Origin of the sequence: Lolliginicoccus lacisalsi, from assembly GCF_014841105.1 — a bacterium.
GTDB classification, from domain to species: Bacteria; Actinomycetota; Actinomycetes; order Mycobacteriales; family Mycobacteriaceae; genus Lolliginicoccus; species Lolliginicoccus lacisalsi.
On the sequence record NZ_JACYWE010000003.1, the window covers coordinates 403,552 to 428,889 of the forward strand.

The following is a 25,338-nucleotide window of genomic DNA, read 5'->3' on the forward strand; positions in this document are numbered from 1 at the left end:
CTTAGCCATAGACGACGGCCGGGCTGCGGGCCATCGCGGCGCGGCTAGGCGGTGGCGCGTGCCTTGCGCAATCCGTCCACGCTGTCCCAGATCGCGATCGCCGCGACGACCAGGATGATCAGCCACGGGTTGATCGTGGGCACGGAATCCCACTGCGCTCGTTCCGCGATGGTCACGAGCAGTTCAGGGTTGATCAGCATCTCGGCGCTGGCTAGCCAGCCGATGACCGCGAGGAATGCCACGTTCGCTGCTGTGTTCGCGATCGCGATGGGGTAGTTCCATTGGCCACGAACGTACTTGGCGATCTCGATCGCGAGCGACAGGACGAGGATGGCGATGATGACCTGCATCCAGCCGTTCCACAGCTCGGGGGAGAGCATGGGAACGCGGGCGTCGTCGAGCGTGGAGACCGGTGAGCGCAGGTGCTGCCAGAACAGGAACCCGATGGCGACGAGGATGAACGCCATTCCGGCGACCGTCTCGCCGCGGGAGATCGTTGTCGTGCCGGTGGTGGCTGGCAGTGAATCCGGGTCCCAATCCTCATGCTCGAGGACGTCTTCCTGTCCACCGGATCGCTCGATGATCGCGAAGACCAGCGTCACCCAGAACACGAGTTGCACGGCGACCTCGATGGTGACGCCGATCGCTGAGCCCAGCACGCTGGCGATCGGTTCGTCCTCGACCAGCTTGATCGCGACGATCACGATGGCAATGACAGGAAGGACGATCGAGGCGAGCAGCCGGAGCAGCCTGACGTAGTCCGGGAAGAGCTCGGGCCCGATCAGGTATTGCGGCCGGTCGCGGTACTTGCCCGCCAGCGCGCGGGGCTCGCCCAGCTCGACCAGCGCCGCCCGCTCAGCGTCGGCGTGCGGCTGGCCAGCGTCGGTGCGCGCGTCGACCATGTCGGTGATCGCCACAGTCAGCTCGGCGGCGATGTCTCCGCGCTGCTTTTCGGGGAGGCGCCGGACGACGTCCCATACGTAGCGCTCGGTGAGAGTAGTCATTTCGTTTCTCCTCGTGAGAGTGATTCGATCGATGCGTTGAGGCGACGCCACTCGTCGGTCAGTTCCTGGAGGATGGCGCTGCCGAGCTCGCTGACGCGATAGAACTTGCGTGGCCTCGGCTCCTCGGTATTCCACTCGCTGTCGAGGAGGCCCTGCTTATCGAGCCGCCGCAGGAGGGGGTAGAGGGTATTGCCGTCGACGTCGAGCCCCGCCTCTCGCAGGGTTTCGAGCAGCGCGTAGCCGTAGCGGGGGGTGGAGAGCGTCGCGAGGCACGCCAATGCGACGGTGCCCCGGCGCAGCTCTTGCATGTGCCCTGTCAGCAGCTCGTCCCGTGTCATGGGTCCTACTATACTGTGTGACACACAGTAATGTATAGAGGGTTGGGCCGACGGTGGGCGAGCGGGTTGCTGGCGACCGGATCGGCGGCCCCGCGCGACGGGGCTCGCGGGTGGTCTACCGGGGGCCTGGCGCGCCGATGAGGGGTCGGCGGAATGACTTATGTTGCCGCGGGTTGGGTTTGCCGCACAACTGTGTGATCACGTATTCTATTCGTGCTGTGCCGTGTGCACGGTAGGGTTTTGCGTGTGCCTGACGGTGCTCGAGGGCTGCCCGGGGATTGCCTCGCGGCCACCCTCTCTGCGGTGTCTTCCAGCAGGGGTGCCCGAGGTGCCGCGCAGTCCCGCACCTGTCCATGTAACTTTGAGTCCAACTGTCCGGAGCACCTCACCTAATGCCCACCACAACCTCGACCTCGCCGCAGGTAGCCATTAACGATATTGGCTCCGCCGAGGATTTCCTCGCCGCCGTCGACGCAACCATCAAGTACTTCAACGACGGCGACATCGTTGAAGGGACCATCGTCAAGGTCGACCGCGACGAGGTCCTGCTCGATATCGGCTACAAGACCGAGGGTGTCATCCCGTCCCGCGAGCTGTCGATCAAGCACGATGTCGATCCCAGCGAGGTCGTCACGGTCGGTGACGCTGTCGAGGCACTCGTCCTCACCAAGGAAGACAAGGACGGGCGCCTGATCCTGTCCAAGAAGCGCGCGCAGTACGAGCGCGCCTGGGGCACCATCGAGGCGCTCAAGGAGAAGGACGAGGCCGTCAAGGGCACCGTCATCGAGGTCGTCAAGGGTGGACTCATCCTTGACATCGGCCTCCGTGGCTTCCTTCCCGCCTCCCTCGTCGAGATGCGCCGCGTCCGCGACCTCCAGCCCTACGTCGGCAAGGAGATCGAGGCCAAGATCATCGAGCTCGACAAGAACCGCAACAACGTGGTCCTCTCCCGCCGCGCATGGCTCGAGCAGACCCAGTCCGAGGTTCGCAGCGAGTTCCTGCACCAGCGCCAGAGGGGCCAGGTCCGCAAGGGCGTCGTGTCCTCGATCGTCAACTGCGGCGCCTTCGTCGATCTGGGCGGCGTCGACGGCCTCGTGCACGTCTCCGAGCTGTCCTGGAAGCACATCGATCACCCCTCCGAGGTCGTGCAGGTCGGCGACGAGGTCACCGTCGAGGTCCTCGATGTCGACATGGACCGCGAGCGAGTCTCCCTGTCGCTCAAGGCCACCCAGGAAGACCCGTGGCGCCAGTTCGCCCGGACCCACGCCATCGGCCAGATCGTGCCCGGCAAGGTCACCAAGCTCGTTCCGTTCGGCGCGTTCGTCCGCGTCGAAGAGGGGATCGAGGGCCTCGTGCACATCTCCGAGCTCGCCGAGCGCCACGTCGAGGTCCCGGACCAGGTCGTCAGCGTCAACGACGACGCCATGGTCAAGGTCATCGACATCGACCTCGAGCGTCGCCGGATCTCGCTGAGCCTCAAGCAGGCCAACGAGGAGTACACCGAGGAGTTCGACCCCGCCAAGTACGGCATGGCCGATTCGTACGACGAGGCTGGCAACTACATCTTCCCCGAGGGCTTCGATCCCGAGACCAACGAATGGCTCGAGGGCTTCGAGAAGCAGCGCGAGGAGTGGGAGGCCCGCTACGCCGAGGCCGAGCGTCGCCACAAGATGCACACCACCCAGATGGAGAAGTTCGCGAAGGTCGAGGCCGAGGCAGCCGAGGCCGCACCGAGCAACTACTCCTCCGACAGTGGCGTCGCCGAGGCAGCCGCCGCGCCGGCCACCACCGGTTCCGGCACCCTCGCCAGCGACGAGCAGCTCGCCGCGCTCCGCGAGAAGCTCTCCGGCAACAACGGCTGATCCTGCCCAACGGCTGACAAGCCCAGCACCAGCACCGAGCCCCGGTCTTCCTTCGAAGACCGGGGCTCGGTCCGTCCCGTCGTCGTCGGCACCGCGCACCAAGCCCCGGTATGGCACACTCGACCGCGTGCTACGCGTAGGCCTCACCGGCGGCATCGGAGCCGGAAAATCCACTGTCTCGACCAGGCTCGCTGAGCTCGGCGCCACCATCGTTGATGCCGACAAGATCGCCCGCGAGGTCGTCGAGCCCGGCACCCCCGGCCTTGCTGAGCTCGTCGAGGCATTCGGCCCCGAGATCCTCACCAGCGACGGCGCCCTCGACCGCCCCGCGCTCGCCGCGGTCGCGTTCAGCAATGATCAATCCCGCGCCACCCTCAACAGCATCGTGCACCCCCGCGTGGGCGCCCGCACCGCCGAGATCATCGCTGCGGCGCCCCCCGATGGCATCCTCATCCATGACATCCCCCTGCTCATCGAGAACGGCCTCGCGCCCACCTGCCACCTCGTGCTCGTCGTGCACGCGGAGGAGGACCAGCGCGTCCACCGCCTCACCAGCAGCCGAGGCATGCCCGAGGCCGACGCCCGCGCCCGCATCGCCGCCCAGGCCACCGATGAGCAGCGCCGCGCCGCCGCCGACATCTGGCTCGATAACACCGAGGACCGCGAGCACCTGCTCCAGCAGGTCACCGCGGCATGGCACGACCGGCTCGTCCCGTTCGAGCGCAACCTGCGCACCCGCACCCCGGTCCCGCCGCCGATCGTGCCCAGCGAGCCGGACCTCGAGTGGGCGGCGCAGGCCGCCCGGCTAGTGGCGAGGCTGCAGCTGGCCTGCGGCGGCACGAGCGCCACGGTCGAGCACATAGGCCCGACCGCGGTGGCCGGGCTTCCCGCGCCCGACGCGATCGATATCCAGGTCGCTGTCGCGGACCAGGGCCAGGCCGACGAGCTCGCCGACAGGCTCGCCGAGGCGGGATTCCCCCGAGCGGACAGCGCAAGCGCTCCGAGACCGGTCACCGATCTGCTAGCGCTCCATGCGAACGCTGACCCCGGGCGCCCCGCCATCGTGCAAGTGCAGGTGGCGGGATCGCCTGGCCAGCGGGTCGCGATCGCGCTGCGCGATATGCTGCGCGCCGACCCAGAGGCGCGGGAGCAGTACGCGGACCGTGCCCGCCGGGCGGCGGTCGGCGAGGCGGCTCCGCTCGATGAATGGATCGAGCACGCTCGCGCGAGGCTCAGCTAGCCGGAGAGCGCCACCGCAGCGGCATCCCCTCGGCAGCGAGCCACTTCATCAAGCAATGCCCGTGCCCCGCGATGCCGCTCATCACGGTGGTCGCGGTCAGCACGGCCGTCGATGCCTCCTCGGCGGCAACGAGGCCTTCCTTGTGGGCGATGAGCAGCTCGTCCACATCCTCGAGATAGGCGTCGCGCCCCTCGCGGACGATGATGTCGAGGTAGTGATCCACCGACGTCCAGGCCTGCTCCCCGGCCGCGAACTCGCCGATATCGATGTAGTAGTCCTGGTCCCGCTCGTGCCCGGGGTTGAAGTGGAAGATCGTGACACGGATCCGCATGCTGGGCAGAAGCCACGACTCCATGTAGTGGAACTGCCGGTGGTCAGCGGGGCGGCCCATGTACAGCCCCCACGGCTCGGCCACGTACGTATCGACCGCGCGCACGAAGCCCTTCGGATCGGTGTTCGTGCCTGCCGCGAGGTCGAACGTCTCGAACTTCGGCGGGTGGACGCCAGGGGAATGCGATGCTGGTCGCTCGGGCATCACCCCACCGTACTGCCCGCCCGCGAAAGGCGTGGGAATTGTCGGCCCCCCTCACTACCCTGTTGCCTATGGCGTTCGCGACCGAGCAAGACCACGATCCCTCCGGTCTCCCCGATGCAGTGCTCGCGCACTCGGAGTACCGGCCAATGCACGAGGTCGAGCGCACCTCCGGCCAGTTCACGGTGGTCAGCGACCACAAGCCCGCCGGTGACCAGCCCACGGCGATCGCTGAGCTCGAGCGCCGGCTACGCGCGGGCGAGAAGGATATCGTGCTGCTCGGCGCGACCGGCACTGGCAAGTCCGCCACCACGGCCTGGCTCATCGAGCAGATGCAGCGGCCGACGCTGCTGATGGCACCGAACAAGACGCTCGCGGCCCAGCTCGCCAACGAGCTATCAGAGATGTTCCCGCACAATGCCGTCGAGTACTTCGTCTCCTACTACGACTACTACCAGCCCGAGGCGTACATCGCGCAGACCGATACCTACATCGAGAAGGACTCGTCGATCAACGATGACGTGGAGCGGCTGCGGCACCGTGCCACCTCGAGCCTGCTCTCGCGGCGCGACGTGATCGTCGTATCCTCGGTCTCCTGCATCTACGGCCTCGGCACGCCCCAGTCCTACCTCGACAGGTCGATCACCGCGTCCGTCGGGGAGGAAGTATCGCGCGAGCGATTGCTGCGCCTGCTCGTCGATATCCAGTACACCCGCAATGACATGGCCTTCACCCGCGGCGCGTTCCGGGTCCGCGGCGACACGCTCGACATCATCCCCGCCTACGAGGAGCTGGCCGTCCGCATCGAGTTCTTCGGCGACGAGATCGATTCCCTTTACTACATCCATCCGCTCACCGGTGATGTCGTCGAGCAGGTCGATTCGGTGCGCATCTTCCCGGCCACGCACTATGTCGCGGGGCCAGACCGGATGGAGAAGGCCATTCGTGGCATCGAGCAGGAGCTCGAGTCGCGCCTCGAGGACCTCGAGAACCGGGGCAAGCTGCTCGAGGCACAGCGCCTGCGCATGCGCACCTCCTATGACATGGAGATGATCCGGCAGGTGGGGTTCTGCTCGGGCATCGAGAACTACTCGCGCCACGTCGACGATCGCGCGGCCGGTACGCCGCCGGCAACATTGCTCGACTATTTCCCCGATGACTTCCTGCTTGTGATCGATGAGTCCCACGTCACCGTTCCCCAGATCGGCGGCATGTACGAGGGCGACATGTCGCGAAAGCGCAATCTCGTCGAGTTCGGCTTCCGGCTGCCCTCCGCGATGGACAACCGGCCACTGACCTGGGAGGAATTCAGCGCCCGCGTCGGCCAGACGGTGTACCTCTCCGCCACGCCCGGCTCCTATGAGCTCGGGCGCACCGGTGGCCAGTTCGTCGAGCAAGTCATCCGGCCCACCGGCCTCGTCGATCCAAAGGTGGTGGTCAAGCCCACCAAGGGACAGATCGACGACCTCGTGCACGAGATCCGGACGCGAGTGGAGAAGGACCAGCGGATCCTCGTCACCACGCTGACCAAGAAGATGGCCGAGGACCTCACCGACTACCTGCTCGAGCTCGACATCAAGGTCCGCTACCTGCACTCCGATATCGACACGCTGCGCCGCGTCGAGCTGCTCCGGCAGCTCCGCCTCGGCCATTTCGACGTGCTCGTCGGCATCAACCTGCTGCGCGAGGGCCTCGACCTGCCCGAGGTTTCCCTCGTCGCGATCCTCGACGCCGACAAGGAAGGATTCCTGCGCAGCTCCACCAGCCTCATCCAGACCATCGGTCGCGCGGCCCGCAACGTCTCCGGCGAGGTCCACATGTACGCCGACCGCATCACCGACTCGATGAAGCACGCCATCGAGGAGACCGACCGGCGGCGGGCCAAGCAGATCGCCTACAACACCGAGCGCGGAATCGAGCCAGCTCCGCTGCGCAGGAAGATCGCCGACATCCTCGACCAGGTCTACGAGGAAGCCAGCGATACCGAGCGCAGCGGTGCACGGGGCAAGCGTGGCGAACAAGCAGCCCACACCACGGCGGGAATCCGTGAGGGGCATGACGCCAAGGCCATGCCCCGGGCCGAGCTCGCCGATCTCATCGACCAGCTCACCGAGCAAATGGTGGGGGCTGCTCGTGATCTCCAGTTCGAGCTCGCGGCACGGCTCCGGGCCGAGATCTCCGACCTGAAGAAGGAACTGAGGGGAATGGATGCCGCCGGAATGTCCTAGGCAGCACGACACACCCGGAATGTGAGGAATATCGCGGTCCAAGATCGTGGCAGTTTGGGTGTTTCCGCCCGAAACTTGCCTTGGAGGGGCAGCGATACCGCTAGTGTTTCCGCTAGTAGTGTTTTGATGCACGCTCTCACTAGTGCAAGCTGTGAGGCCCGAGCGCAGGCAAGATCATGGGAGGAATGAATGACCGCCTACCGCACGATTGTCGTCGGTACCGATGGTTCCGAGTCATCACTGAAGGCTGTCGAGAAGGCGGGCTCACTCGCTGGTGACGAGAGCGCCCGCCTCGTCCTGGCGTGCGCCTACTACCCGACGGACCCGAAGGAGCTTGGCGACGCCACGGATGTCCTCAAGGACGACGCCTACCAGATCACTGGTGCCGCCCCCACCTATGAGATCCTCCGCACCGCCCGTGAGCGCGCTGCATCCGTAGGCGCGAAGAACATCGTGGAGCGCGCGGTGGTAGGTGCTCCCGTGGACTCGCTCCTCGCGCTCGTCGAGGAAGTCGATGCCGACCTGCTCGTCGTCGGAAACCGGGGGCTGAACACCATCACCGGGCGCCTGCTCGGATCGGTGCCATCCGACGTCGCGCGCAAGTCCGCGAGCGATGTGCTGATCGTCCACACCACCCGCTGACGCAATTTCCGCCGGCTGCATCGTCAGCTGCGGGAACACAACAAGCGTGAGCAATGCCCGCCCCGGCTAGGCCAGGGCGGGCATTGCTGTGCGTGGAGCATCGGCAGGGTCGCCCGCCCGCGGTGGCTGCGGTGGCTGCCCGGCCGCGGTGGCTGCCCGGCCGTGGTGGCCGCGGTGGCTGCAAACGCGATAGAAACCGGCCCAGAACCCGGTGATTTTCTATCGCGTTTGGCAGTTTCCGGTGCTTATGGCGCTCGCCGCCGACCCGCCGCGAGCAGGGGAGCTCGCCGCCGGCCCGCCGGCCCGCCCGCGAGCCCACGAGCTCGCCGCCGGCCCACCAGCCCGCCAGCGAGCTCGCCGCCCGCCAGCCCGCCAGCGAGCTCGCCGCGAGCCACTTGGCGCACCAACTACCGCACCGACGCCGCCTGGTCCATGCCAGCGGGGAGGGCGGCGTGATGAATGATCGCGAGGCGTTGCGTGGCACGGGATATGGCCACGTACAGGTCGCTCATCCCGCGGGTTGATTGCGCGGCGATCGCGCCCGGCTCGACTATCAGCACCGAATCGAACTCCAGGCCCTTGGCCTCGCGCACGGACAGCACGGATACCTCCGTGTTGGCATCGTCATGGGCCGAGGCGTCGCGCACCTGCTCGACAAGGTCTTCCGGAGCGAGGATCACAGCGGTCCCCGGCTCGTCGCGCCACTTTGCCAGGTTCTGCCACGCAGCGGCCGCGAGCTCCTCGGCGCCAACGTGCTCGATCACTGGTGCGTGGCCTGAATGCCGGATCGAGCGTGGCGCGTCAATGCCGGGGGCGAACTGGGCGAGCACACCGCTGGCGACGTCCATGATCTCTGCTGGGGTGCGGTAGTTGACGCTGAGGCCCTGCAGGCGCCAGCGTTGCGCCACATACGGCTCTAGAGCATCGTTCCAGGATCCCGCTGATGCGGGGCTGCCAGTTTGGGCCGGATCACCCACGATGGTCATCCACCTGTTCGGGGTCCGTCGCATCACCATGCGCCAGGCCATGGGGGACAGCTCCTGGGCCTCGTCGATGATGGTGTGGCCGTAAGTCCATTGGCGGTCCGCGGCTGCCCGCTCGGCGGTGGTGCGGTACTGGCGGTGCTGCTGCCGCTCGGCGAGGGTCTCGGCGTCGATGAGGTCATACGCCATCAGGATCTCGGGGTCGAGATCATCCTCGAGGTCCTGGGGCGCGGACCCCGTGAGGATGTCCAGGGCGTCCTGGGCCTCGGCGATGCGGGCGCGCCACTGCGCGCGCGCTGCCTCATCGTCGTCGTCATTGTCGATGCCGATCAGCTCGGCGAGCTCGTCGAGGAGTGGCGCATCGGTGTCGGAGAACAGTGCGCTCCGCGCCCGGAGGATGCGCTTCTGCTCGTCCGCCGCGAGCAGCTCGCCGCTCGCGGTCCGGAGCCGGTCAGGATCGCTGAGCAGTTCCATCAGCACTTGCTGGGGAGTGAGCATCGGCCACAGCGAATCCAGCACGCCACGCACCGCGGGGTCAGCCCGCAGCTCGTCGCGGATATCAGCGAGATCGTCCCGGTCGAGCAGGTCGTGGCCGCCATCGATGCCTGCGCTGATCGCTTTGCGGTACTGGCTGGCGAGCAGGTCGACGGCAGTGCTGACGAAGATTTCCCGGGCCTTGTTGTGCGCGCGGCGGGAGGAGCGCGCGCGTCCACGGGCCCGGGTCGCGAGCGCCTTGTCCACACGCAGCGTGTAGGTATCGAACGGCACCTCGATCGGGGCGCTGGGAACGGTCTGCCAGTCGCGCACCGCGGTCTTGAGGATATCGACCATGCGCATCGATCCCTTGATGGCGGCCACGTCATCGGTGTCATGGGTGCGCGCGGTGACGCCAGGGTAGAGGTCCCCGACGGTGGACAGGACGACGCCGGTCTCGCCAAGCGATGGGAGCACTTGACTGATGTAGTCAAGGAAGGTCGAGTTGGGGCCGATGATCAGCACCCCGGACCGCTCGAGCTGCTCGCGGAATGTGTAGAGCAGGTACGCGACGCGGTGCAGGGCCACGGCGGTCTTCCCGGTCCCTGGCCCGCCCTCCACGACGAGGACTCCGCGATGGTGCGAGCGGATGATGACGTCCTGCTCGCGCTGGATGGTCGAGACGATGTCGGTCATGTGGCCGGTGCGGGCAGCGCTGATCGCGGCGAGCAGCGCGCTCTCCCCGGCGACTCCTTCGCTCACGGTCTCGGCGCTGCCGTCGGCGCTCCCGGTGAGGGCGTCCGCGGCATCGGGGTCGAGGATCTCATCGTGCAGCGCGGTGATCTCCCGGCCGCGCGTGCGGATATGCCGACGACGTGCCACTCCGTCCGGCGAGGCCGGGGTCGCGAGATAGAACGCGCGGGCGAGCGGGGCGCGCCAGTCGAGCAGGAGCGGCTCGCTATCGACCTCGTCGTCCCACATGCCGATACGGCCGATGTAGCGGACGGACTCGTCGACGTCGTCGATGCGGCCGAAGCACAGCCCGTTCTCCGCAGCGGTGTACTTGGCTAGCTTGTCGGTGTAGAGGGCGTTGTAGGACTCGCGTTCCGAGAGCTCCTGGGGGTTCTCCTCGCGCATGCGCAGGACGTCGCGGATGCGTGTTCGCGTCTGCTCGCGCAGCGCGTCGAGCCGCCCGTACAGCATTGAGACATACGCTTGCTCACGGTCGATCTCGCGTTGCTCCACCCAGACTCCTTCGACTCCACCACCAGGGCGTGGGCCGGCGCTTCCCCTCTCGGGAGAGCGCTCGGGCCCACCACCCTAATGCAGCATCAACGCGGAGTCGAAGAACCTTGTTCCCGTGCCGTCCTTAGCGGTGGCGCAGCCGCGAACGGACCTCGGAGGTGCCCTCGCGAGCTGCTTCCGCGGCCTGGTGCGCGGCCTCGGCGCCACGGTCCGCGGCACGGTGGTAGAGCATGCCACCGCGGTCGGCAGCCTTGTGGTAGAGCTCGCCGCCACGGTCGGCCGCGACCTCATAGAGCTCCGGGGCCCGCTCGGCGGCCGTTCCGTACCAGCGCGAGGTAGCTTCGGCCGCGTCCTCCACTACGTCCTTGGTGCGGTCGGCGAGGGTTGACCAGCCGTCAGCGGTGCGCTCCGCCACGGTGGACCAGCCCTCGGAGAGCTTGTCCTTGGTGGTCGATCCGGAGGACGAGGCTACCGACCCGATCACGGGCACCGCCGCGGAGATGGTGCCGGAGGCTCGCGTCGCGTAGCGCCGCGCCCACCATCCCACCGAGGGGCGGCCCTCGGTGTCGGCCGCGGCGATCAGCAGGCCACCGAGCAGGCCGACGTTCTTGAGGAAGTGCTGGCGCTGGTTGGCGCGAGCCGCCGCATCGGTCTCGGCCCAGAACGGGTGCTGGACCACGGTGGTGGGGATGAGGCTGGTGGCCAGCACGCCCGATGCGAGGCGTGGCGCGCGGCCCCAGGCGAGGAGTCCCGCGGCACCGATCTGCGCGACGGCGTTGATCCGGGCGAGGGTGACGGGGTCCTGGGGGAGCTTGCTGGACACGTCGGGTGGCAGGGTGCCGTGCGCGTAGTCGATGAACGGTGCTGCCCGGTCCGCTACCTCGTTGGGCTGGCGCAGCGTGCTGATGCCGTTTGCGATGAACACGCCGGCGATCATGGGGCGCGCGATTCTCCGAAGGATCATGACTGGCCTTTCGCTGGGGGGTTCCGCTCACCAAGCTACCCAGATTCGCTGCTCCTGAACGTCTATCGGTCGAATCGCGGAGAATGTCGCATCCGGCGCGCTAGGGCTGGCCGCGCGCGGGCCCCGCAGCGGCGGGCCTGCAGCAAACGTGGGCATGCCCTGGGGCGGTCGCTAGACCTACCAACCGCGGGCTCGCCACTCGCCGAAATGGGGACGCTCGGTGCCGAGCATGGTGTCCTTGCCGTGCCCTGGATAGACCTTCGTATCGTCGGGGAACTGCCCAAAGACCTTGTTCTCCAGGTCGTTCATCAAGGATGAGAACTGATCCGGCGTGGTTGTCTTTCCCGGGCCGCCCGGGAAGAGGTTGTCGGCCGAGAAGAGGTGGGTCGTGCCTCCATCGACGAGAGCGAGCGCGATCGATCCCGGGGTGTGCCCACGCAGGTGGATCACCTGCAGGGCGAGATCCCCGACCGCGATGGTGTCGCCATCAGCGAGGAGGCGATCGGGTTGCACCGGCAGGGGATCGGCGTCGATGGAGTGGGCGGCGGTGGGCGCGCCGGTCGCCGCAGCGACGTCGGCGAGGGCCTGCCAGTGATCCTGGTGGCGGTGCGTAGTGATGATGAGCGCGAGATGCTGGCACGCTTGCTCGGCAAGGGAGGCGATGCGGGAGGCCTCGTTGGCCGCATCGATCAGCAGTCCTTCGCCGGTGCGCTCGCACACCACGAGGTAGGTGTTGTTGTCCATCGGCCCGACGGCGAGCTTGTAGATCGACGCCGTGGGGCTGCGCTGGAGCTGGGCGGGCCCGCCCACGGTGGTGGCGCCCGTGTAGTGGTTGTCGATCGGGACGGGGATGCCTGCTTCGTCTGCCATGGCCCCACGCTAGCGCTTGGCGATCGGGCGGTCACGGAGAGCTCCCTACCAGCGGAAACGGCGAAGTGTCAGGGATGGGTCGTAGCATGTTCCCTGCACAGTGGCCGTCGGGCGGCCGGGCCGGGGCTCATGAAGGGATGAACGTGACCGATCGTTTGATTGTGCGTGGCGCCAGGGAGCACAACCTCCGTGGTGTTGATATTGATCTGCCGCGCGACAGCCTGATCGTGTTCACCGGGCTCTCCGGCTCGGGCAAGTCCAGCCTCGCGTTCGACACGATCTTCGCCGAGGGGCAGCGGCGCTACGTGGAGTCCCTCTCCGCCTATGCCCGGCAGTTCCTCGGGCAGATGGACAAGCCGGATGTCGATTTCATCGAGGGGCTCTCCCCGGCGGTATCGATCGACCAGAAGTCCACCAATCGCAACCCGCGCTCGACCGTCGGCACGATCACCGAGGTCTACGACTACCTGCGCCTGCTGTTCGCCCGCGCAGGTACCCCTTACTGCCCGGTGTGCGACGAGCGCATCGCGAAGCAGACGCCGCAACAGATCGTCGATCAGGTGCTCGACATGGAGGAGGGCACCCGGTTCCAGGTCCTCTCCCCGGTGGTGCGCACCCGCAAGGGCGAGTTCGTGGACTTGTTCTCCCAGCTCAGCGCCCAGGGATTCGCCCGCGTCCGCGTCGACGGCGTGGTGCATCCGCTGTCCTCCCCGCCGACGCTGAAGAAGCAGGAAAAGCACGACATCGAGGTCGTGGTGGACCGACTGGTGGTCAAGCCCTCGGCGAAGCAACGCCTGACCGATTCAGTGGAGACGGCGCTGCGGCTCGCTGACGGCATCGTCGTGCTCGATTTCGTCGACGTGCCCGAGGACTCCGCCGAGCGCGAGCGGCGCTTCTCCGAGAGGCTGGCCTGCCCGAACGGCCACGCGCTCGCGGTGGATGATCTCGAGCCGCGGTCCTTCTCCTTCAACTCGCCCTATGGCGCCTGCCCGGAATGCCACGGCCTCGGCATCCGCAAGGAGGTCGACCCTGATCTCGTGGTACCGGATCCCGAGAAGTCCCTCGCGGAGGGGGCCATCGCGCCCTGGTCCACGGGCCAATCAGCGGAGTACTTCCAGCGGCTGCTGCAGGGGCTCGGCGATGCACTGGGTTTCAGGCTCGATACGCCCTGGCAGAAGCTCCCCGCGAAGGCTCGCCGCGCGGTGCTCGAGGGCTCGCCGCAGCAGGTCCACGTCACCTATACCAATCGCTACGGGCGCAGCCGTGCCTACTACGCCGAGTTCGAGGGGGTCATGCCCTTCCTCCACCGGCGCCTCGAGCAGACCGAGTCTGACCAGATGAAGGATCGCTACGAAGGCTTCATGCGGGACACTCCCTGCCCCGCGTGCCAGGGCACGCGGCTGCGCCCGGAGATCCTCTCCGTGCGCATCGCGGGCGGAGACGGCAGCGCCCGCTCCATCGCCGATATCGCCGCGCTCTCCATCGCGGACTGCGCCAAGTTCCTCACCGATCTGCAGCTCGGGGCGCGCGAGGCCGCGATCGCCGGGCGCGTCCTCAAGGAAGTGCAGGCCAGGCTCGGTTTCCTCCTCGATGTCGGGCTTGACTACCTCTCTCTGGACCGCGCCGCAGGCACACTTTCCGGAGGCGAGGCGCAGCGCATCCGGCTCGCGACCCAGATCGGCGCGGGGCTCGTCGGGGTGCTCTATGTGCTCGACGAGCCGTCGATCGGATTGCACCAGCGCGACAATCGCCGCCTCATCGACACCCTCACCCGCCTGCGCGATCTGGGCAACACCCTCATCGTGGTCGAGCACGACGAGGACACCATCCGGGCCTCGGACTGGATCGTCGACATCGGGCCCCGCGCAGGCGAGCATGGAGGCAAGGTCGTGCACAGCGGCAGCTTCGAGGGGCTGCTCGCCAACGAGGATTCACTCACCGGCGCGTACCTCGCGGGCCGGCTCGCCATCGAGATGCCCGAGCAGTGGCGCGCCATCGATCCGCAGCGTCGTATCAAGATCGTGGGCGCGCGCGAGCACAACCTGAAGAACGTCAGCGTCGAGTTCCCCCTGGGCACGCTCACCGCGATCACCGGGGTCTCCGGGTCCGGCAAGTCCACCCTCGTCAACGAGATCCGTGCCAAGGCACGGGCCAGCAAGCTCAACGGTGCCCGGCACGTGCCGGGTCGCCATACCCGCATCAACGGAGTTGACCTGCTCGACAAGCTCGTCCAGGTCGATCAGTCGCCCATCGGACGCTCCCCCCGCTCCAACCCGGCAACCTACACCGGGGTGTTCGACAAGATACGCACGCTGTTCGCCGCCACCACCGAGGCGAAGGTTCGTGGCTACCAGCCCGGACGCTTCTCGTTCAACGTCAAGGGCGGTCGCTGCGAGGCCTGCACGGGCGACGGCACCATCAAGATCGAGATGAACTTCCTGCCCGATGTCTACGTGCCGTGCGAGGTATGCCACGGGGCCCGCTACAACCGCGAGACCCTCGAGGTGCACTACAAGGGCAAGAACATCGCCGAGGTGCTCGACATGCCGCTCGAGGAGGCGGCCGAGTTCTTCGAGCCCATCAAATCGATCCACCGCTACCTCGACACGCTCGTGGACGTGGGCCTCGGGTATGTGCGGCTCGGGCAGTCCGCGCCCACCCTCTCCGGCGGCGAGGCGCAACGCGTGAAGCTCGCCGCCGAGCTACAGAAGCGCTCGACCGGGCGGACCGTCTACATCCTTGACGAGCCGACGACGGGCCTGCACTTCGAGGACATCCGCAAGCTGCTGCGCGTCATCAACGGGCTCGTGGACAAGGGCAATACCGTCATCGTCATCGAGCACAACCTCGATGTGATCAAGACTGCCGACTGGATCATCGACATGGGGCCCGAGGGAGGCTCGGGCGGCGGCACCGTGGTCGCGGAAGGTACCCCCGAGAGCGTCGCGGCGGCCCCGCACAGCCATACCGGCCAGTTCCTGCGCGGCATCCTCGCACCAGCGCTGGCTGTTGGGTCCCCAGCCTGAGGTAGCCGCAGCGGCTACCTCAGGCTCGGCGCGCGGGCGTGCGGACGGCCGGGCGGGCGCGGTTCGTCGCGCTGACGCGGCTGGCTGGCGGTCCCCCCGCTGCCCAGTGGAAACTTTTCACCACTGAGGCGGGAAAAGTTTCCACTGGTGGCGCGGGCTGGAGGATGCCGCGGCGGGAACCGTGCTCATTCGCGAGCGCGCCGGGGACGTGCATCTCGGCCGCGACCAATGACCGAGAGTGGCTACCGCATGACCCCCGCCGCCTCCGTTGAGTCCGCGGCAGGCCCCGCGCCCGAGCAGCTAGCCCCGCGCGGCAGGCCTCGCGCCCGCGCGACGGAGCCTAGCGCCCGCCTCAGCGGCAGCGCCCCTAGTGGACGGGGCCGGTGTACTTCTCGCCGGGCCCCTGCCCGGGCGGGTCGGGGTAGGCGGAGGCCTCGCGGAACGCCCGCTGCAGCGCTTGCAGCCCATCGCGGAGCGGCCCGGCGTGCGGGCCGAGGTACTCCGCGGAGGAGGTGATGAGCCCAGCGAGGGCAGTGATGATGCGCCGCGCCTCGTCGAGGTCGAAGTACTCGCTCTCGGCGGGGGCCTCCTCGGAGAGGCCGAGCTTCTCCGCCGCGGAGCTCATGAGCATGACCGCCGCGCGGGAGATCACCTCGATGGCGGGGAGCGCGGCGAGCTCGCGCACGGGCAGCTCGGCCTGCGGGGGAGTCGTCGTGTCCTCTGCCATCCGGTAGGAATCATCTGTCATGCCTGGTACGATGTCACATGCGACCGCCCTTGAGCAGATCGGGGGCATCAAGTGGAGCCCAAGCTCCCACCGCTGCACCACTTTTGCTTGAACGGTGTCCAGTGGTCCGGTCCCGCGAGGCCAAGTCCTGGAGGGCATGGCTAGCGCAGGCAGTGCCCCTATGGGTGTTGCTGGTGCGAGCGGGCCGGTCGGCAATTGGGCCCCTGGCATTGATCCACATCCTGATGGATCCGAGCTAGGGGCATTCTTGTTGGGGCACTGGGTTCGCTGTCGCGCCGCAGCAGTTTCGACCTAGGAGGCCCCATCAGCACCGAGACCCGCATCAATGACCGCATCCGCGTTCCCGAGGTCCGCCTCGTCGGCCCCAACGGGGAACAGGTAGGAATCGTGCGGATTGAGGATGCACTGCGCCTAGCGATCGACGCGGACATGGATCTCGTTGAGGTCGCCCCTGATGCCCGCCCGCCGGTGTGCAAGATCATGGACTACGGCAAGTTCAAGTACGAGGCCGCGCAGAAGGCCCGCGAGTCCCGCAAGAACCAGCAGCAGACTGTCATCAAGGAGCAGAAGCTGCGGCCGAAGATCGATGATCACGACTACGAGACCAAGAAGCGCAATGTTGCCCGGTTCCTCGAGGCCGGCAGCAAGGTCAAGGTGACGATCATGTTCCGTGGCCGCGAGCAGTCGCGTCCCGAGCTTGGTTTCCGCCTGCTGCAGCGCCTCTCCGCGGATGTGGCGGAACTGGGCTTCGTGGAGACCACCGCGCGCCAGGACGGTCGCAACATGACGATGGTGCTCGCGCCGCATCGCGGTCAGAAGACCAAGATCAAGGCCCAGCAGGCGCCTGCCCGCGACCGCGAGCAAGGTGACTCAGCGGGAGAGGGCCAGGGCGCCCCCGCGGCCAGCTGATCCAGGATCCATCACTGCCTGGCGGCATGGCCGGGCAGGGTGATCGGCGTGCACGCTGCCTTACCACGCCGTTCAGCAAGGACGTGCAGTGCGCTGTCGCGCGAGCGGCGAGCACTGCGAACACTCGACAGAACTGAGGACATCCAATGCCGAAGAACAAGACCCACAGCGGCGCATCCAAGCGCTTCAAGGTGACCGGCCGTGGCAAGCTGCTCCGCGAGCAGGCCAACCGTCGCCACCTCTTTGTTCACAAGCCCAGTGACCGCACCCGCCGCCTCGAGGGCGTCACCGAGGTCGCCAAGAGCGACCAGAAGCGCGTCAAGCGCATGCTCGGCCTCTGACCCGAGCGCCAGACAGCCAGACCAGCCGGGTCGATGACCCCCGAAAAGTGACAGGACTACAACAGTGGCACGCGTGAAAAGAGCGGTAAACGCTCACAAGAAGCGTCGGACAGTTCTCGAGAGCACCAAGGGCTACCGCGGACAGCGCTCGCGCCTGTACCGCAAGGCCAAGGAGCAGATGCTCCACTCGATGAACTACTCCTACCGGGACCGCCGTGCCCGCAAGGGTGACTTCCGCAAGCTGTGGATCACCCGCATCAACGCGGCCGCCCGGTCCAACGACATCACCTACAACCGGTTCATCCAGGGCCTCAAGGCCGCCGGTATCGAGGTGGACCGCAAGAACCTCGCCGAGATCGCCGTCTCCGATCCCGAGGCCTTCACCGCCCTCGTGGCAGCCGCGAAGGCAGCGCTCCCGGCTGACGTGAACGCACCGTCCGAGGACGCGGCCTGACCAGCACAGGCGCAGCACACGAACGACCCGGGGAATCGATTTCCGATCGCAACCCCCGGGTCGTTTCTGCATTGAAGCTCGTCCGGCCCGCTGAGCGGCGCAAGGCCGGACGATTCCTCGCCGAGGGCCCTAACGCCGTTGCCGCGGCGCTCGCGCGCGGCGCGGTGATCGAGCTGTTCGCCACCAGCAAGGCCATCGAGAAGCACGAGGCGATCATGGGCAACGCCGGGTGCCCGGTGTGGATCGTCTCCGAGCGCATCGCCAAGGGGCTCTCCGAGACCGTGACCCCACAGGGCCTCGTTGCTGTGTGCGAGGCTCCGGCTGCCCGGCTGGATCACACGCTCGCGAAGGTCCCGCCCGAGGGTTTCGTGGCGGTCCTCGTGGACGTGAACGAGCCTGGCAACGCGGGCACGATCATCCGTGTTGCTGATGCGGCCGGCGCCGCGGCGGTCATCATCGCCGGGGAGAGCGTGGACCCGCTCAACGGCAAGGTGATCCGGGCCGCGGCGGGGAGCAGCTTCCACCTGCCCGTTGTGCGGGCGGCGATCGCGGGAGACGTGGTCGAGGAGCTCCTGCGCGCGCGATTCCGCGTGCTCGCCACCAGCGCGCGCGGAGAGCTATCGATCTTCGACGTCGGCGAGGTGCTCTCGGGCACGCGGGTGGCATGGCTGTTCGGCAACGAGGCGCACGGCCTGCCCGCGGCGATCGCCGATCGCGCCACGCATGCGGTGAGCATTCCCATCCGCGGCGGCGCGGAGAGCCTGAATCTCGCGACGGCGGCGACGCTGTGCCTCTACGAGAGCGCCCGGAGCCTCCACGGGAGCGCTCGGGCACAGGCGGGCTAGGTGCGCGGCACGAACGTCGCATAACATCGGCGGGGCACGCTCTCGCGCGGAACGTGCGCACACGGAACTTGCCCGAGCGACCGCGCGGGCCTAGGGGCATGGGATTCGAGGAGTGGAACGGATAGTGGCTGACAACTCGGCGCAGCACGGACCCGGCAACACGAGCAGCCCAGCGGGCGAGCAGGAAGGTGTCTCCCTGCTCGGCGAGGAACAGCTTGCCACGGCAGCGGCGGAGGCGCGCGCTGCTTTCGACGGCGCCGCTGACCTCGAGGAGCTCGCGCGCGCCAAGACTGCCCATCTCGGTGACAAGTCGCCCATCGCCCTGGCGCGGCGCGTTCTCGGCAGCCTGCCGAGGACCGAGCGCGCCGATGCGGGCAAGCGGGTCAACGTCTACCGCTCGCAGGTGCAGCAGGCTTTCGAGGAGCGCAGCGCGGTCCTGCACGCCGAGCGTGATGCGGCAGTGCTCGTCGCGGAGTCCATCGATGTCACCCTGCCCGCTGGTCGATCCGCCCGTGGCGCGCGGCATCCCATCACCACCATCTCCGAGCAGATCTGCGACGTGTTCGTCGCGATGGGCTGGGAGGTCGCGGAGGGCCCCGAGGTCGAGACGGAGCACGCCAACTTCGACGCCCTGAACTTTCTGCCCGATCATCCGGCCCGCACCATGCAGGACACGTTCCACATTGCTCCCGAGGGCTCCCGCCAGGTGCTGCGCACCCACACCTCGCCCGTCCAGGTCCGCAGCATGCTGACCCGCGAGGTGCCGATCTATGTGGTGTGCCCGGGGCGCACGTTCCGCACCGATGAGCTCGACGCCACCCATACGCCGGTCTTCTCGCAGATCGAGGGCCTTGCTGTCGACAAGGGGTTGACGATGGCGAACCTGAAGGGCACCCTCGATGCGCTCGCGCGCGGCCTGTTCGGCCCCGGCGCGCGGACCCGCATGCGCGCCAATTACTTCCCCTTCACCGAGCCGTCCGCGGAGGTGGACGTGTGGTTCGAGCGGAAGAAGGGTGGCCCGGGGGGGGTCGAGTGGGGCGGGTGCGGAATGGTGCATCCGAACGTGCTTCGCGCGAATGGCATCGATCCGGATGCCTACTCGGGCTTTGCCTTCGGCATGGGGCTCGAGCGCACCCTGCAGTTCCGCAATGGCATCCCTGACATGCGTGACATCGTCGAGGGCGATATCCGCTTCACCTTGCCATTCGGTGTGCAGGGATAGCCACCGCTAGTTCATTGCTGTTGATTTCGTGATCACGTGATTCGAGGGAGCGAGCACCCGTGCGAGTAGCGCAGTCCTGGCTGACAGACATCATCCAGCGTGCCAACCCAGGCTGGAGCATCTCCGCCGAGGAGCTCGACGCCGGCTTCGTCGGCGTGGGCCTCGAGGTGGAGGACGTGACCCGGCCCGGACCTGTCGTGGGTCCGCTGCGGGTCGGTCGCGTCGTGTCGATCGAGGAGCTCACCGAGTTCAAGAAGCCCATCCGGTTCTGCCTCGTCGATGTCGGGGGCGCCGAGCCACAGGGCATCGTGTGCGGCGCCCGCAACTTCGTCGAGGGCGATCTCGTGGTCGTGGCGCTGCCCGGCGCGGTGCTGCCCGGTGACTTCACCATCTCTTCCCGCAAGACCTATGGGCGCGTCTCCAACGGCATGATCTGCTCGGTCCGCGAGCTCGGGCTTGGCCGGGAGCATGCGGGGATCCTGGTGCTGCCGCCGGGCACGGCATCGCCGGGCGCCGACGCGCATGGGCTGCTGGGGCTGACGGACACGGTGATCGAGCTCGCGGTGACGCCGGATCGCGGCTATTGCCTCTCGGTGCGGGGATTGTCGCGGGAGCTGTGCTGCGGGTTCGACCTGGCCTTCGCTGATCCGGCCGAGGGCCCGGACCACGGCGCGGAGGGGCCCGCCTGGGGGGTCAGCGTCGAGCCGGAGGCCGATGCGGCACGGTTCGCGGTGCGTCGCATCACGGGCATCGATACGCAGGCCGTGACGCCATGGTGGATGCAGCTTCGCCTCATGCTGTCGGACATCCGCCCGATCTCCCCGGCCGTGGACGTCACCAACTACGTGATGCTCGAGCTGGGCCAGCCGATGCACGCGTTCGACGCGGCCCGGATCTCCGGCGACCTCGTGGTCCGGCGCGCCCGGCAGGGGGAGAAGCTGGTCACCCTCGACGATGTGGAGCGTGGCCTCGATCCCGAGGATGTGGTCATCGCGGATGATTCCGGTGTTGTCTCCCTCGCCGGGGTCATGGGCGGCGCGAGCACCGAGGTGTCGACCTCGACCACCGAGGTCCTTCTCGAGGCCGCGTGCTGGCACCCGCTGGCGATCTTCCGGACGGCACGGCGCCACAAGCTCTCGAGCGAGGCGAGCCGCCGCTTCGAGCGTGCGGTGGACCCAGGGCTGACGGTGGCCGCTCTCGACCGCGCCGCGGCATTGCTCGCTGAGATCACGGGCGGCGATGTGGAGCCCGGGCTCACCGATATCGGTGCGGTGCCCGAGCGTGCCGTGATCCGCATGGATTCCCGCCTTCCGGACACGGTCGCCGGGGTGGAGTACGCGGCGGGCGCGGCCCAGCATCGCCTGGAGCAGATCGGCGCGGGCGTCCTTGAGGAGCAGGCGGGGGATTCCCTCCAGTTGCTCGTGACCCCGCCATCGTGGCGGCCAGATCTCACGCAGCCTGCCGACCTCGTGGAGGAGGTGCTGCGGCTCGAGGGGCTCGATCTCATTCCTTCGGTGCTGCCGCCCGCGCCTGCGGGCGCGGGGCTCACGGCGCTGCAGCGGCGACGGCGCTCGGTGAGCCGGGCGCTCGCGCATTCGGGCTTCGTGGAGGTGCAGCCGTCGCCGTTCATCTCGCCGAAGGTCTTCGACCAGTTCCGGCTCGCCGCGGACGATCCGCGGCGGCAGGCCATGCGCGTGCTCAACCCTCTCGATAGCGAGCGTGCGACCCTCGCCACGACCTTGCTGCCGGGATTGCTCGATGTGCTCGCGCGCAACGTCGCGCGGGGGCAGCATGATGTGTCGCTGTTCACCATCGGCCAGGTGGTGCTGCCAACCGGTTCGACCCGTCCGGTGCCGATGCTGCCGGTGGATCGACGTCCGGAGCCGGAGCAGGTCGAGGAGCTCTTCGCGTCGCTCCCCGAGCAACCGGTCCGTGCGGGAATCGTGCTTTCCGGGGCGCGGGTGCCGCGTGGTCCGTGGGGTCCGGGGCGTGCCGCGGACGCTGCCGACGCGTTCGAGGCGGCGGATGTCATCGCGAGCGCCGGGGGCGTGGTGATCGAGCGCCGGGCGGCGCAGGACCTCCCGTGGCATCCCGGGCGCTGCGCCGAGCTCGTGGTGGAGGGTCGGGTCATCGGCCATGCTGGCGAGCTGCATCCAGCCGTCATCGAGGAGATGGGATTGCCGCCACGGACGTGCGCGGTGGAGATGGAGCTCGATGCCCTGCCAGTGCGCGAGAACCTCCCGGCCCCGCGCCTGTCGGTGTTCCCCGCGGTGCTCCAGGACGTTGCCGTGGTGGTCGCTGAGGAGGTGCCCGCTGCGTCGGTGGAATCTGCATTGCGCGATGGCGCTGGCGAGCTGCTGGAGGAGATCGAGCTCTTCGCGGTGTTCGCGGGCGAGCAGCTCGGCGAGGGCCGGAAATCCTTGACGTATTCGCTGCGCTTCCGTGCCGCAGACCGTACGTTGACAGAGGAGGAGGCGTCGGCTGCTCGTGATGCCGCGGTCGAGCGGGCCACCGAGGTGGTCGGAGCGCGATTGCGGTAGCGCGTGGCCGTTGTGGGCCCGGCTGCTCGACGTATCCTGGAAGCATATTGCTCGAAGGGAGCCCGTCGTCGTGGAGAAGAAGCCTTCGTCGATCGATTCGTTGACGCGTGCGTTGTCGGTGCTCGGCGACGCAGAATTGTGCGAGGTGGTGTCCGCGGCCACAGCGGATCGCGAGGATCTGCGCGCGCTGCATCAGGTCGCGCAGTTGTCCCTGGTCGCGGGCCCCGCCTCGGGCGGGGACCTGTCCGGCGCGGCGTTGTCCGGTGCCACGTTGTCGGCGGCGGGCGGGGTAGTGCGGGCCAGTGACGTGGAGGACTACCCGGTGGGCGAGGTTCCGCCGCTGGGCAAGCCCGGCGGGGAGAGCGACCCGGGATGGACTACTGACGGCATCCCGACGTTCAGCAAGGTGCGGGATAGGATCGCTGCGAAGTTCGCGGTGGCCATCGGTGCTCCCGAGACGGATGTGGAGCGGGCCGAGAGCTTGTCGCTGGAGCAGCAGTGGGAGAACCGCGCTCGAGCGGCCCGGGAGCGCCTGGAGCAGATCAAGGGACTCATGCGCAAATAGCGTTTGAATATTGTTGCAATGGAGCGCATAATCAGTCGCATGACTCTTCGGATCGCCGTCGCAGGTGCCAGTGGATACGCCGGGGGAGAAGTCCTCCGGCTGCTCCTCAACCATCCCGGCGTGCTCGACGGAAGCATCGAGATCGGCGCGCTCACCGCAGGCGGCAGCGCGGGCACCACGCTGGCCGCGCACCATCCCAATCTCCTGCCGCTCGCCGATCGCGTGCTGGGCGAGACCAGCCCCGAGACCCTGGCCGGGCACGATGTCGTGTTCCTCGGCTTGCCCCACGGTCATTCGGCCACGCTGGCCGAGCAACTCCCCCCGAGCACACTGATCATCGATTGCGGCGCGGACTTCCGCCTCAACGACTCCACGGCCTGGGAGAAGTTCTACGGCAGCCCGCACGCGGGGACCTGGCCCTACGGCATGCCCGAACTGCCCGGCGCCAGGGACAAGCTGCGCTCCGCCACACGGATCGCGGTGCCCGGCTGCTATCCCACCGGCACCTCCCTCGCGCTCGCGCCCGCCGTGGCCGCGGGCATCATCGAGCCGCGGATCACCATCGTCGCGGTCACCGGGGCATCAGGGGCGGGGCGCTCGCTGCGCACCGATCTGCTCGGTGCCGAGGTGATGGGCTCCGCCCGCGCGTATGGGGTCGGGGGAGTCCACCGGCATACCCCGGAGATCACCCAGAACCTCCAGGCCCTCACCAAGCAACCGGTCTCGGTGTCGTTCACCCCGATCCTCGCGCCCATGGCCCGCGGCATCCTCGCTACCTGCGTGGCCCCGACGACCGCCACCGCGGCCGAGGCCCGCGACATCTACCTCGCGGCCTACGCCGACGAGCCCTTTGTCCACGTGCTGCCCGAGGGGCAGCTGCCCCAGACGAGCGCCGTCGTAGGCTCGAACGCGGTCCACCTGAGCGTCCACGTCGATGCCAGCGCGGGGACCCTGGTTGTGGTCTCCGCCATCGACAACCTCACCAAGGGCACTGCTGGCGGCGCCATCCAGTCGATGAACATCGCGCTGGGGCTGCCCGAGACCGCCGGGCTCTCCACGGTCGGGCTAGCCCCATGACACCGCCCATCCCGGGCGCCCGAATCGATCGGGCGAGCGGCGTGACCGCGCCCGCGGGCTTCACGGCCGCCGGTGTCGCCGCGGGAATCAAGCCGTCCGGCGCGCCCGACCTCGCCCTCGTGGTGAACAACGGCCAGGAACGCCCTGCCGCTGGCGTGTTCACCACCAACAAGGTCAAGGCCGCGCCCGTGCTGTGGTCGCAGCAAGTCCTCACCATGGGCGAGCTGCGCGCGGTAGTGCTCAACTCGGGCGTTGCCAACTCCTGCACCGGCCCCCATGGATTCGCCGATGCGCACCACACGGCCGAGGAGGTCGCTCGGGCGCTGACCGCATCCGGGCAGGAGACCGGCGCCGTCGAGGTCGCGGTGTGCTCCACCGGCAGCATGGGCGACCTGCTGCCGATGCCCGCCGTCCTCGCGGGCATCCACGGAGCCGTCGGGCAACTAGGAGCCGGGGGCGACTCCGCCACGTCCGCGGCGCGGGCGATCATGAGCACCGACACGGTAGCCAAGCAGGCGGCGCTCGTCGCGGCCGAGGGGTGGACCGTGGGCGGAATGGCCAAGGGCGCAGGCATGCTCGCGCCCGCCTTGGCCACAATGCTGTGCGTGCTCACCACCGACGCGCGCGCGACCGCGGACCAGCTCGATCGCGCCCTCCGGCATGCCGTGCGCTACACCTTCGATCGCCTCGATGTGGACGGCGCCACTTCGACCAACGACACCGTGCTGCTGCTTGCCTCGGGCGCATCCGGCATCTATCCGGGCGATGACGAGCTCGCCGCAGCGGTGAAGGCGGTATGCGAAGACCTCGCCGAGCAGATCATGGCCGACGCCGAGGGCGCTACCAAGCAGGTGCTGATCACGGTGAGCGGCGCGGCGAACGAGAGCGAGGCACTGGCCGGGGCCCGCGTGGTGGCGCGCGACACCCTAGTCAAGACGGCGCTGTTCGGCTCCGAGCCCTGCTGGGGGCAGGTCCTCGCGGCCATCGGGAACGCGCCGATCATGCTGGACCCCGATCGGACCAGCGTGTTCTTCAATGACCTCCCTGGCTGCCGCGATGGCGTGGCCGCGCCCGGCGTGGACACGATCGACCTGGCTGGCGCGCGCATCCATGTGCGTGTCGAGCTCGGCATCGGCAGCGGCAAGGCCACCATCCGCACCGCCGACCTCTCGCACGGCTACATCACCGCGAACTCCGCCCGCTCATCCTGATCCCGCATCCCGGAGGAA

21 protein-coding genes are annotated in these 25,338 nt (G+C 68.1%); 14 read left to right on the plus strand and 7 right to left on the minus strand.

All coding sequences use genetic code 11. From position 1 onward, the window contains the following. Window positions 1–44: 44 nt before the first annotated feature. A complete protein-coding gene (locus HT102_RS07590; RefSeq protein ID WP_192038778.1) occupies window positions 45–1,004 on the minus strand; it encodes a permease prefix domain 1-containing protein in 960 nt (319 codons plus the stop codon). Then, a complete protein-coding gene (locus tag HT102_RS07595; RefSeq protein ID WP_192038779.1) occupies window positions 1,001–1,342 on the minus strand; it encodes a PadR family transcriptional regulator in 342 nt (113 codons plus the stop codon). The genes HT102_RS07590 and HT102_RS07595 overlap by 4 nt, the downstream gene beginning before the upstream one ends. 392 nt (window positions 1,343–1,734) lie before the next feature. Here HT102_RS07595 and rpsA point away from each other — a divergent pair, with 392 nt between their 5' ends. Both rpsA and coaE read left to right on the plus strand, forming a co-directional pair. Then, on the plus strand, window positions 1,735–3,204 hold the full coding sequence (gene rpsA / locus HT102_RS07600) for a 30S ribosomal protein S1 (RefSeq protein WP_192038780.1): 1,470 nt from the start codon (window positions 1,735–1,737) through the stop codon (window positions 3,202–3,204). Window positions 3,205–3,331: 127 nt separating this feature from the next. Next, window positions 3,332–4,444, plus strand: coding sequence for a dephospho-CoA kinase (gene coaE / locus HT102_RS07605; protein WP_192038781.1), 1,113 nt, complete (start codon window positions 3,332–3,334; stop codon window positions 4,442–4,444). Here coaE and HT102_RS07610 read toward each other — a convergent pair. Then, complete coding sequence (locus HT102_RS07610; RefSeq protein WP_192038782.1) at window positions 4,437–4,979, minus strand: DUF402 domain-containing protein; 543 nt, start codon at window positions 4,977–4,979, stop codon at window positions 4,437–4,439. The genes coaE and HT102_RS07610 overlap by 8 nt on opposite strands. A 68-nt stretch (window positions 4,980–5,047) precedes the next feature. On the opposite strand from HT102_RS07610, the gene uvrB reads away from it, so the two are divergent. After that, on the plus strand, window positions 5,048–7,204 hold the full coding sequence (gene uvrB, locus HT102_RS07615) for an excinuclease ABC subunit UvrB (RefSeq protein WP_192038783.1): 2,157 nt from the start codon (window positions 5,048–5,050) through the stop codon (window positions 7,202–7,204). 189 nt (window positions 7,205–7,393) lie between these two features. Then, the gene (locus tag HT102_RS07620; RefSeq protein WP_192038784.1) at window positions 7,394–7,846 is read left to right on the plus strand and encodes a universal stress protein; all 453 of its coding nucleotides are present in this window, start codon (window positions 7,394–7,396) and stop codon (window positions 7,844–7,846) included. Window positions 7,847–8,253: 407 nt separating this feature from the next. Here HT102_RS07620 and HT102_RS07625 read toward each other — a convergent pair whose 3' ends face one another. The 3 genes from HT102_RS07625 to HT102_RS07635 all read right to left on the minus strand — a co-directional run bounded on the left by HT102_RS07625 (window position 8,254) and on the right by HT102_RS07635 (window position 12,382). Continuing rightward, window positions 8,254–10,506: a HelD family protein gene (locus HT102_RS07625; RefSeq protein WP_192038851.1), complete on the minus strand. Its 2,253-nt coding sequence runs from the start codon at window positions 10,504–10,506 to the stop codon at window positions 8,254–8,256. 166 nt (window positions 10,507–10,672) lie between these two features. Next, window positions 10,673–11,512, minus strand: coding sequence for a DoxX family protein (locus HT102_RS07630; RefSeq protein WP_225443343.1), 840 nt, complete (start codon window positions 11,510–11,512; stop codon window positions 10,673–10,675). A gap of 177 nt (window positions 11,513–11,689) precedes the next feature. Continuing rightward, window positions 11,690–12,382, minus strand: coding sequence for an MBL fold metallo-hydrolase (locus HT102_RS07635; protein ID WP_192038786.1), 693 nt, complete (start codon window positions 12,380–12,382; stop codon window positions 11,690–11,692). Between the two features lie 143 nt (window positions 12,383–12,525). Between HT102_RS07635 and uvrA the strand changes: the two genes are divergently transcribed. Then, window positions 12,526–15,408: an excinuclease ABC subunit UvrA gene (gene uvrA / locus HT102_RS07640; RefSeq protein WP_192038787.1), complete on the plus strand. Its 2,883-nt coding sequence runs from the start codon at window positions 12,526–12,528 to the stop codon at window positions 15,406–15,408. A gap of 367 nt (window positions 15,409–15,775) precedes the next feature. Here uvrA and HT102_RS07645 read toward each other — a convergent pair whose 3' ends face one another. Continuing rightward, window positions 15,776–16,135, minus strand: a complete 360-nt coding sequence (locus HT102_RS07645) for a DUF1844 domain-containing protein (RefSeq protein WP_192038852.1) — start codon at window positions 16,133–16,135, stop codon at window positions 15,776–15,778. A 279-nt stretch (window positions 16,136–16,414) separates the two neighbouring features. Between HT102_RS07645 and infC the strand changes: the two genes are divergently transcribed. The 9 genes from infC (at window position 16,415) to argJ (ending at window position 25,320) form a co-directional block, all read left to right on the plus strand. Beyond that, window positions 16,415–17,065, plus strand: a complete 651-nt coding sequence (gene infC, locus HT102_RS07650) for a translation initiation factor IF-3 (RefSeq protein WP_192038853.1) — start codon at window positions 16,415–16,417, stop codon at window positions 17,063–17,065. A 146-nt stretch (window positions 17,066–17,211) separates the two neighbouring features. Beyond that, complete coding sequence (gene rpmI, locus HT102_RS07655) at window positions 17,212–17,406, plus strand: 50S ribosomal protein L35 (RefSeq protein WP_192038788.1); 195 nt, start codon at window positions 17,212–17,214, stop codon at window positions 17,404–17,406. Window positions 17,407–17,470: 64 nt separating this feature from the next. Continuing rightward, window positions 17,471–17,860, plus strand: a complete 390-nt coding sequence (rplT, locus tag HT102_RS07660; protein ID WP_192038789.1) for a 50S ribosomal protein L20 — start codon at window positions 17,471–17,473, stop codon at window positions 17,858–17,860. A 38-nt stretch (window positions 17,861–17,898) separates the two neighbouring features. Then, window positions 17,899–18,705 (plus strand): TrmH family RNA methyltransferase, encoded by an 807-nt coding sequence (locus HT102_RS07665; RefSeq protein WP_408611330.1) that lies wholly within the window; start codon window positions 17,899–17,901, stop codon window positions 18,703–18,705. 196 nt (window positions 18,706–18,901) lie between these two features. Continuing rightward, on the plus strand, window positions 18,902–19,927 hold the full coding sequence (gene pheS / locus HT102_RS07670; protein WP_225443405.1) for a phenylalanine--tRNA ligase subunit alpha: 1,026 nt from the start codon (window positions 18,902–18,904) through the stop codon (window positions 19,925–19,927). Between the two features lie 59 nt (window positions 19,928–19,986). Further along, window positions 19,987–22,467, plus strand: coding sequence for a phenylalanine--tRNA ligase subunit beta (gene pheT / locus HT102_RS07675; RefSeq protein ID WP_192038791.1), 2,481 nt, complete (start codon window positions 19,987–19,989; stop codon window positions 22,465–22,467). Window positions 22,468–22,537: 70 nt separating this feature from the next. Continuing rightward, a complete protein-coding gene (locus HT102_RS15915; protein WP_225443345.1) occupies window positions 22,538–23,032 on the plus strand; it encodes a hypothetical protein in 495 nt (164 codons plus the stop codon). Window positions 23,033–23,071: 39 nt separating this feature from the next. Then, a complete protein-coding gene (gene argC / locus HT102_RS07685) occupies window positions 23,072–24,109 on the plus strand; it encodes an N-acetyl-gamma-glutamyl-phosphate reductase (protein ID WP_192038792.1) in 1,038 nt (345 codons plus the stop codon). After that, window positions 24,106–25,320, plus strand: coding sequence for a bifunctional glutamate N-acetyltransferase/amino-acid acetyltransferase ArgJ (gene argJ / locus HT102_RS07690; RefSeq protein WP_192038793.1), 1,215 nt, complete (start codon window positions 24,106–24,108; stop codon window positions 25,318–25,320). The genes argC and argJ overlap by 4 nt, the downstream gene beginning before the upstream one ends. Window positions 25,321–25,338: the final 18 nt, after the last annotated feature.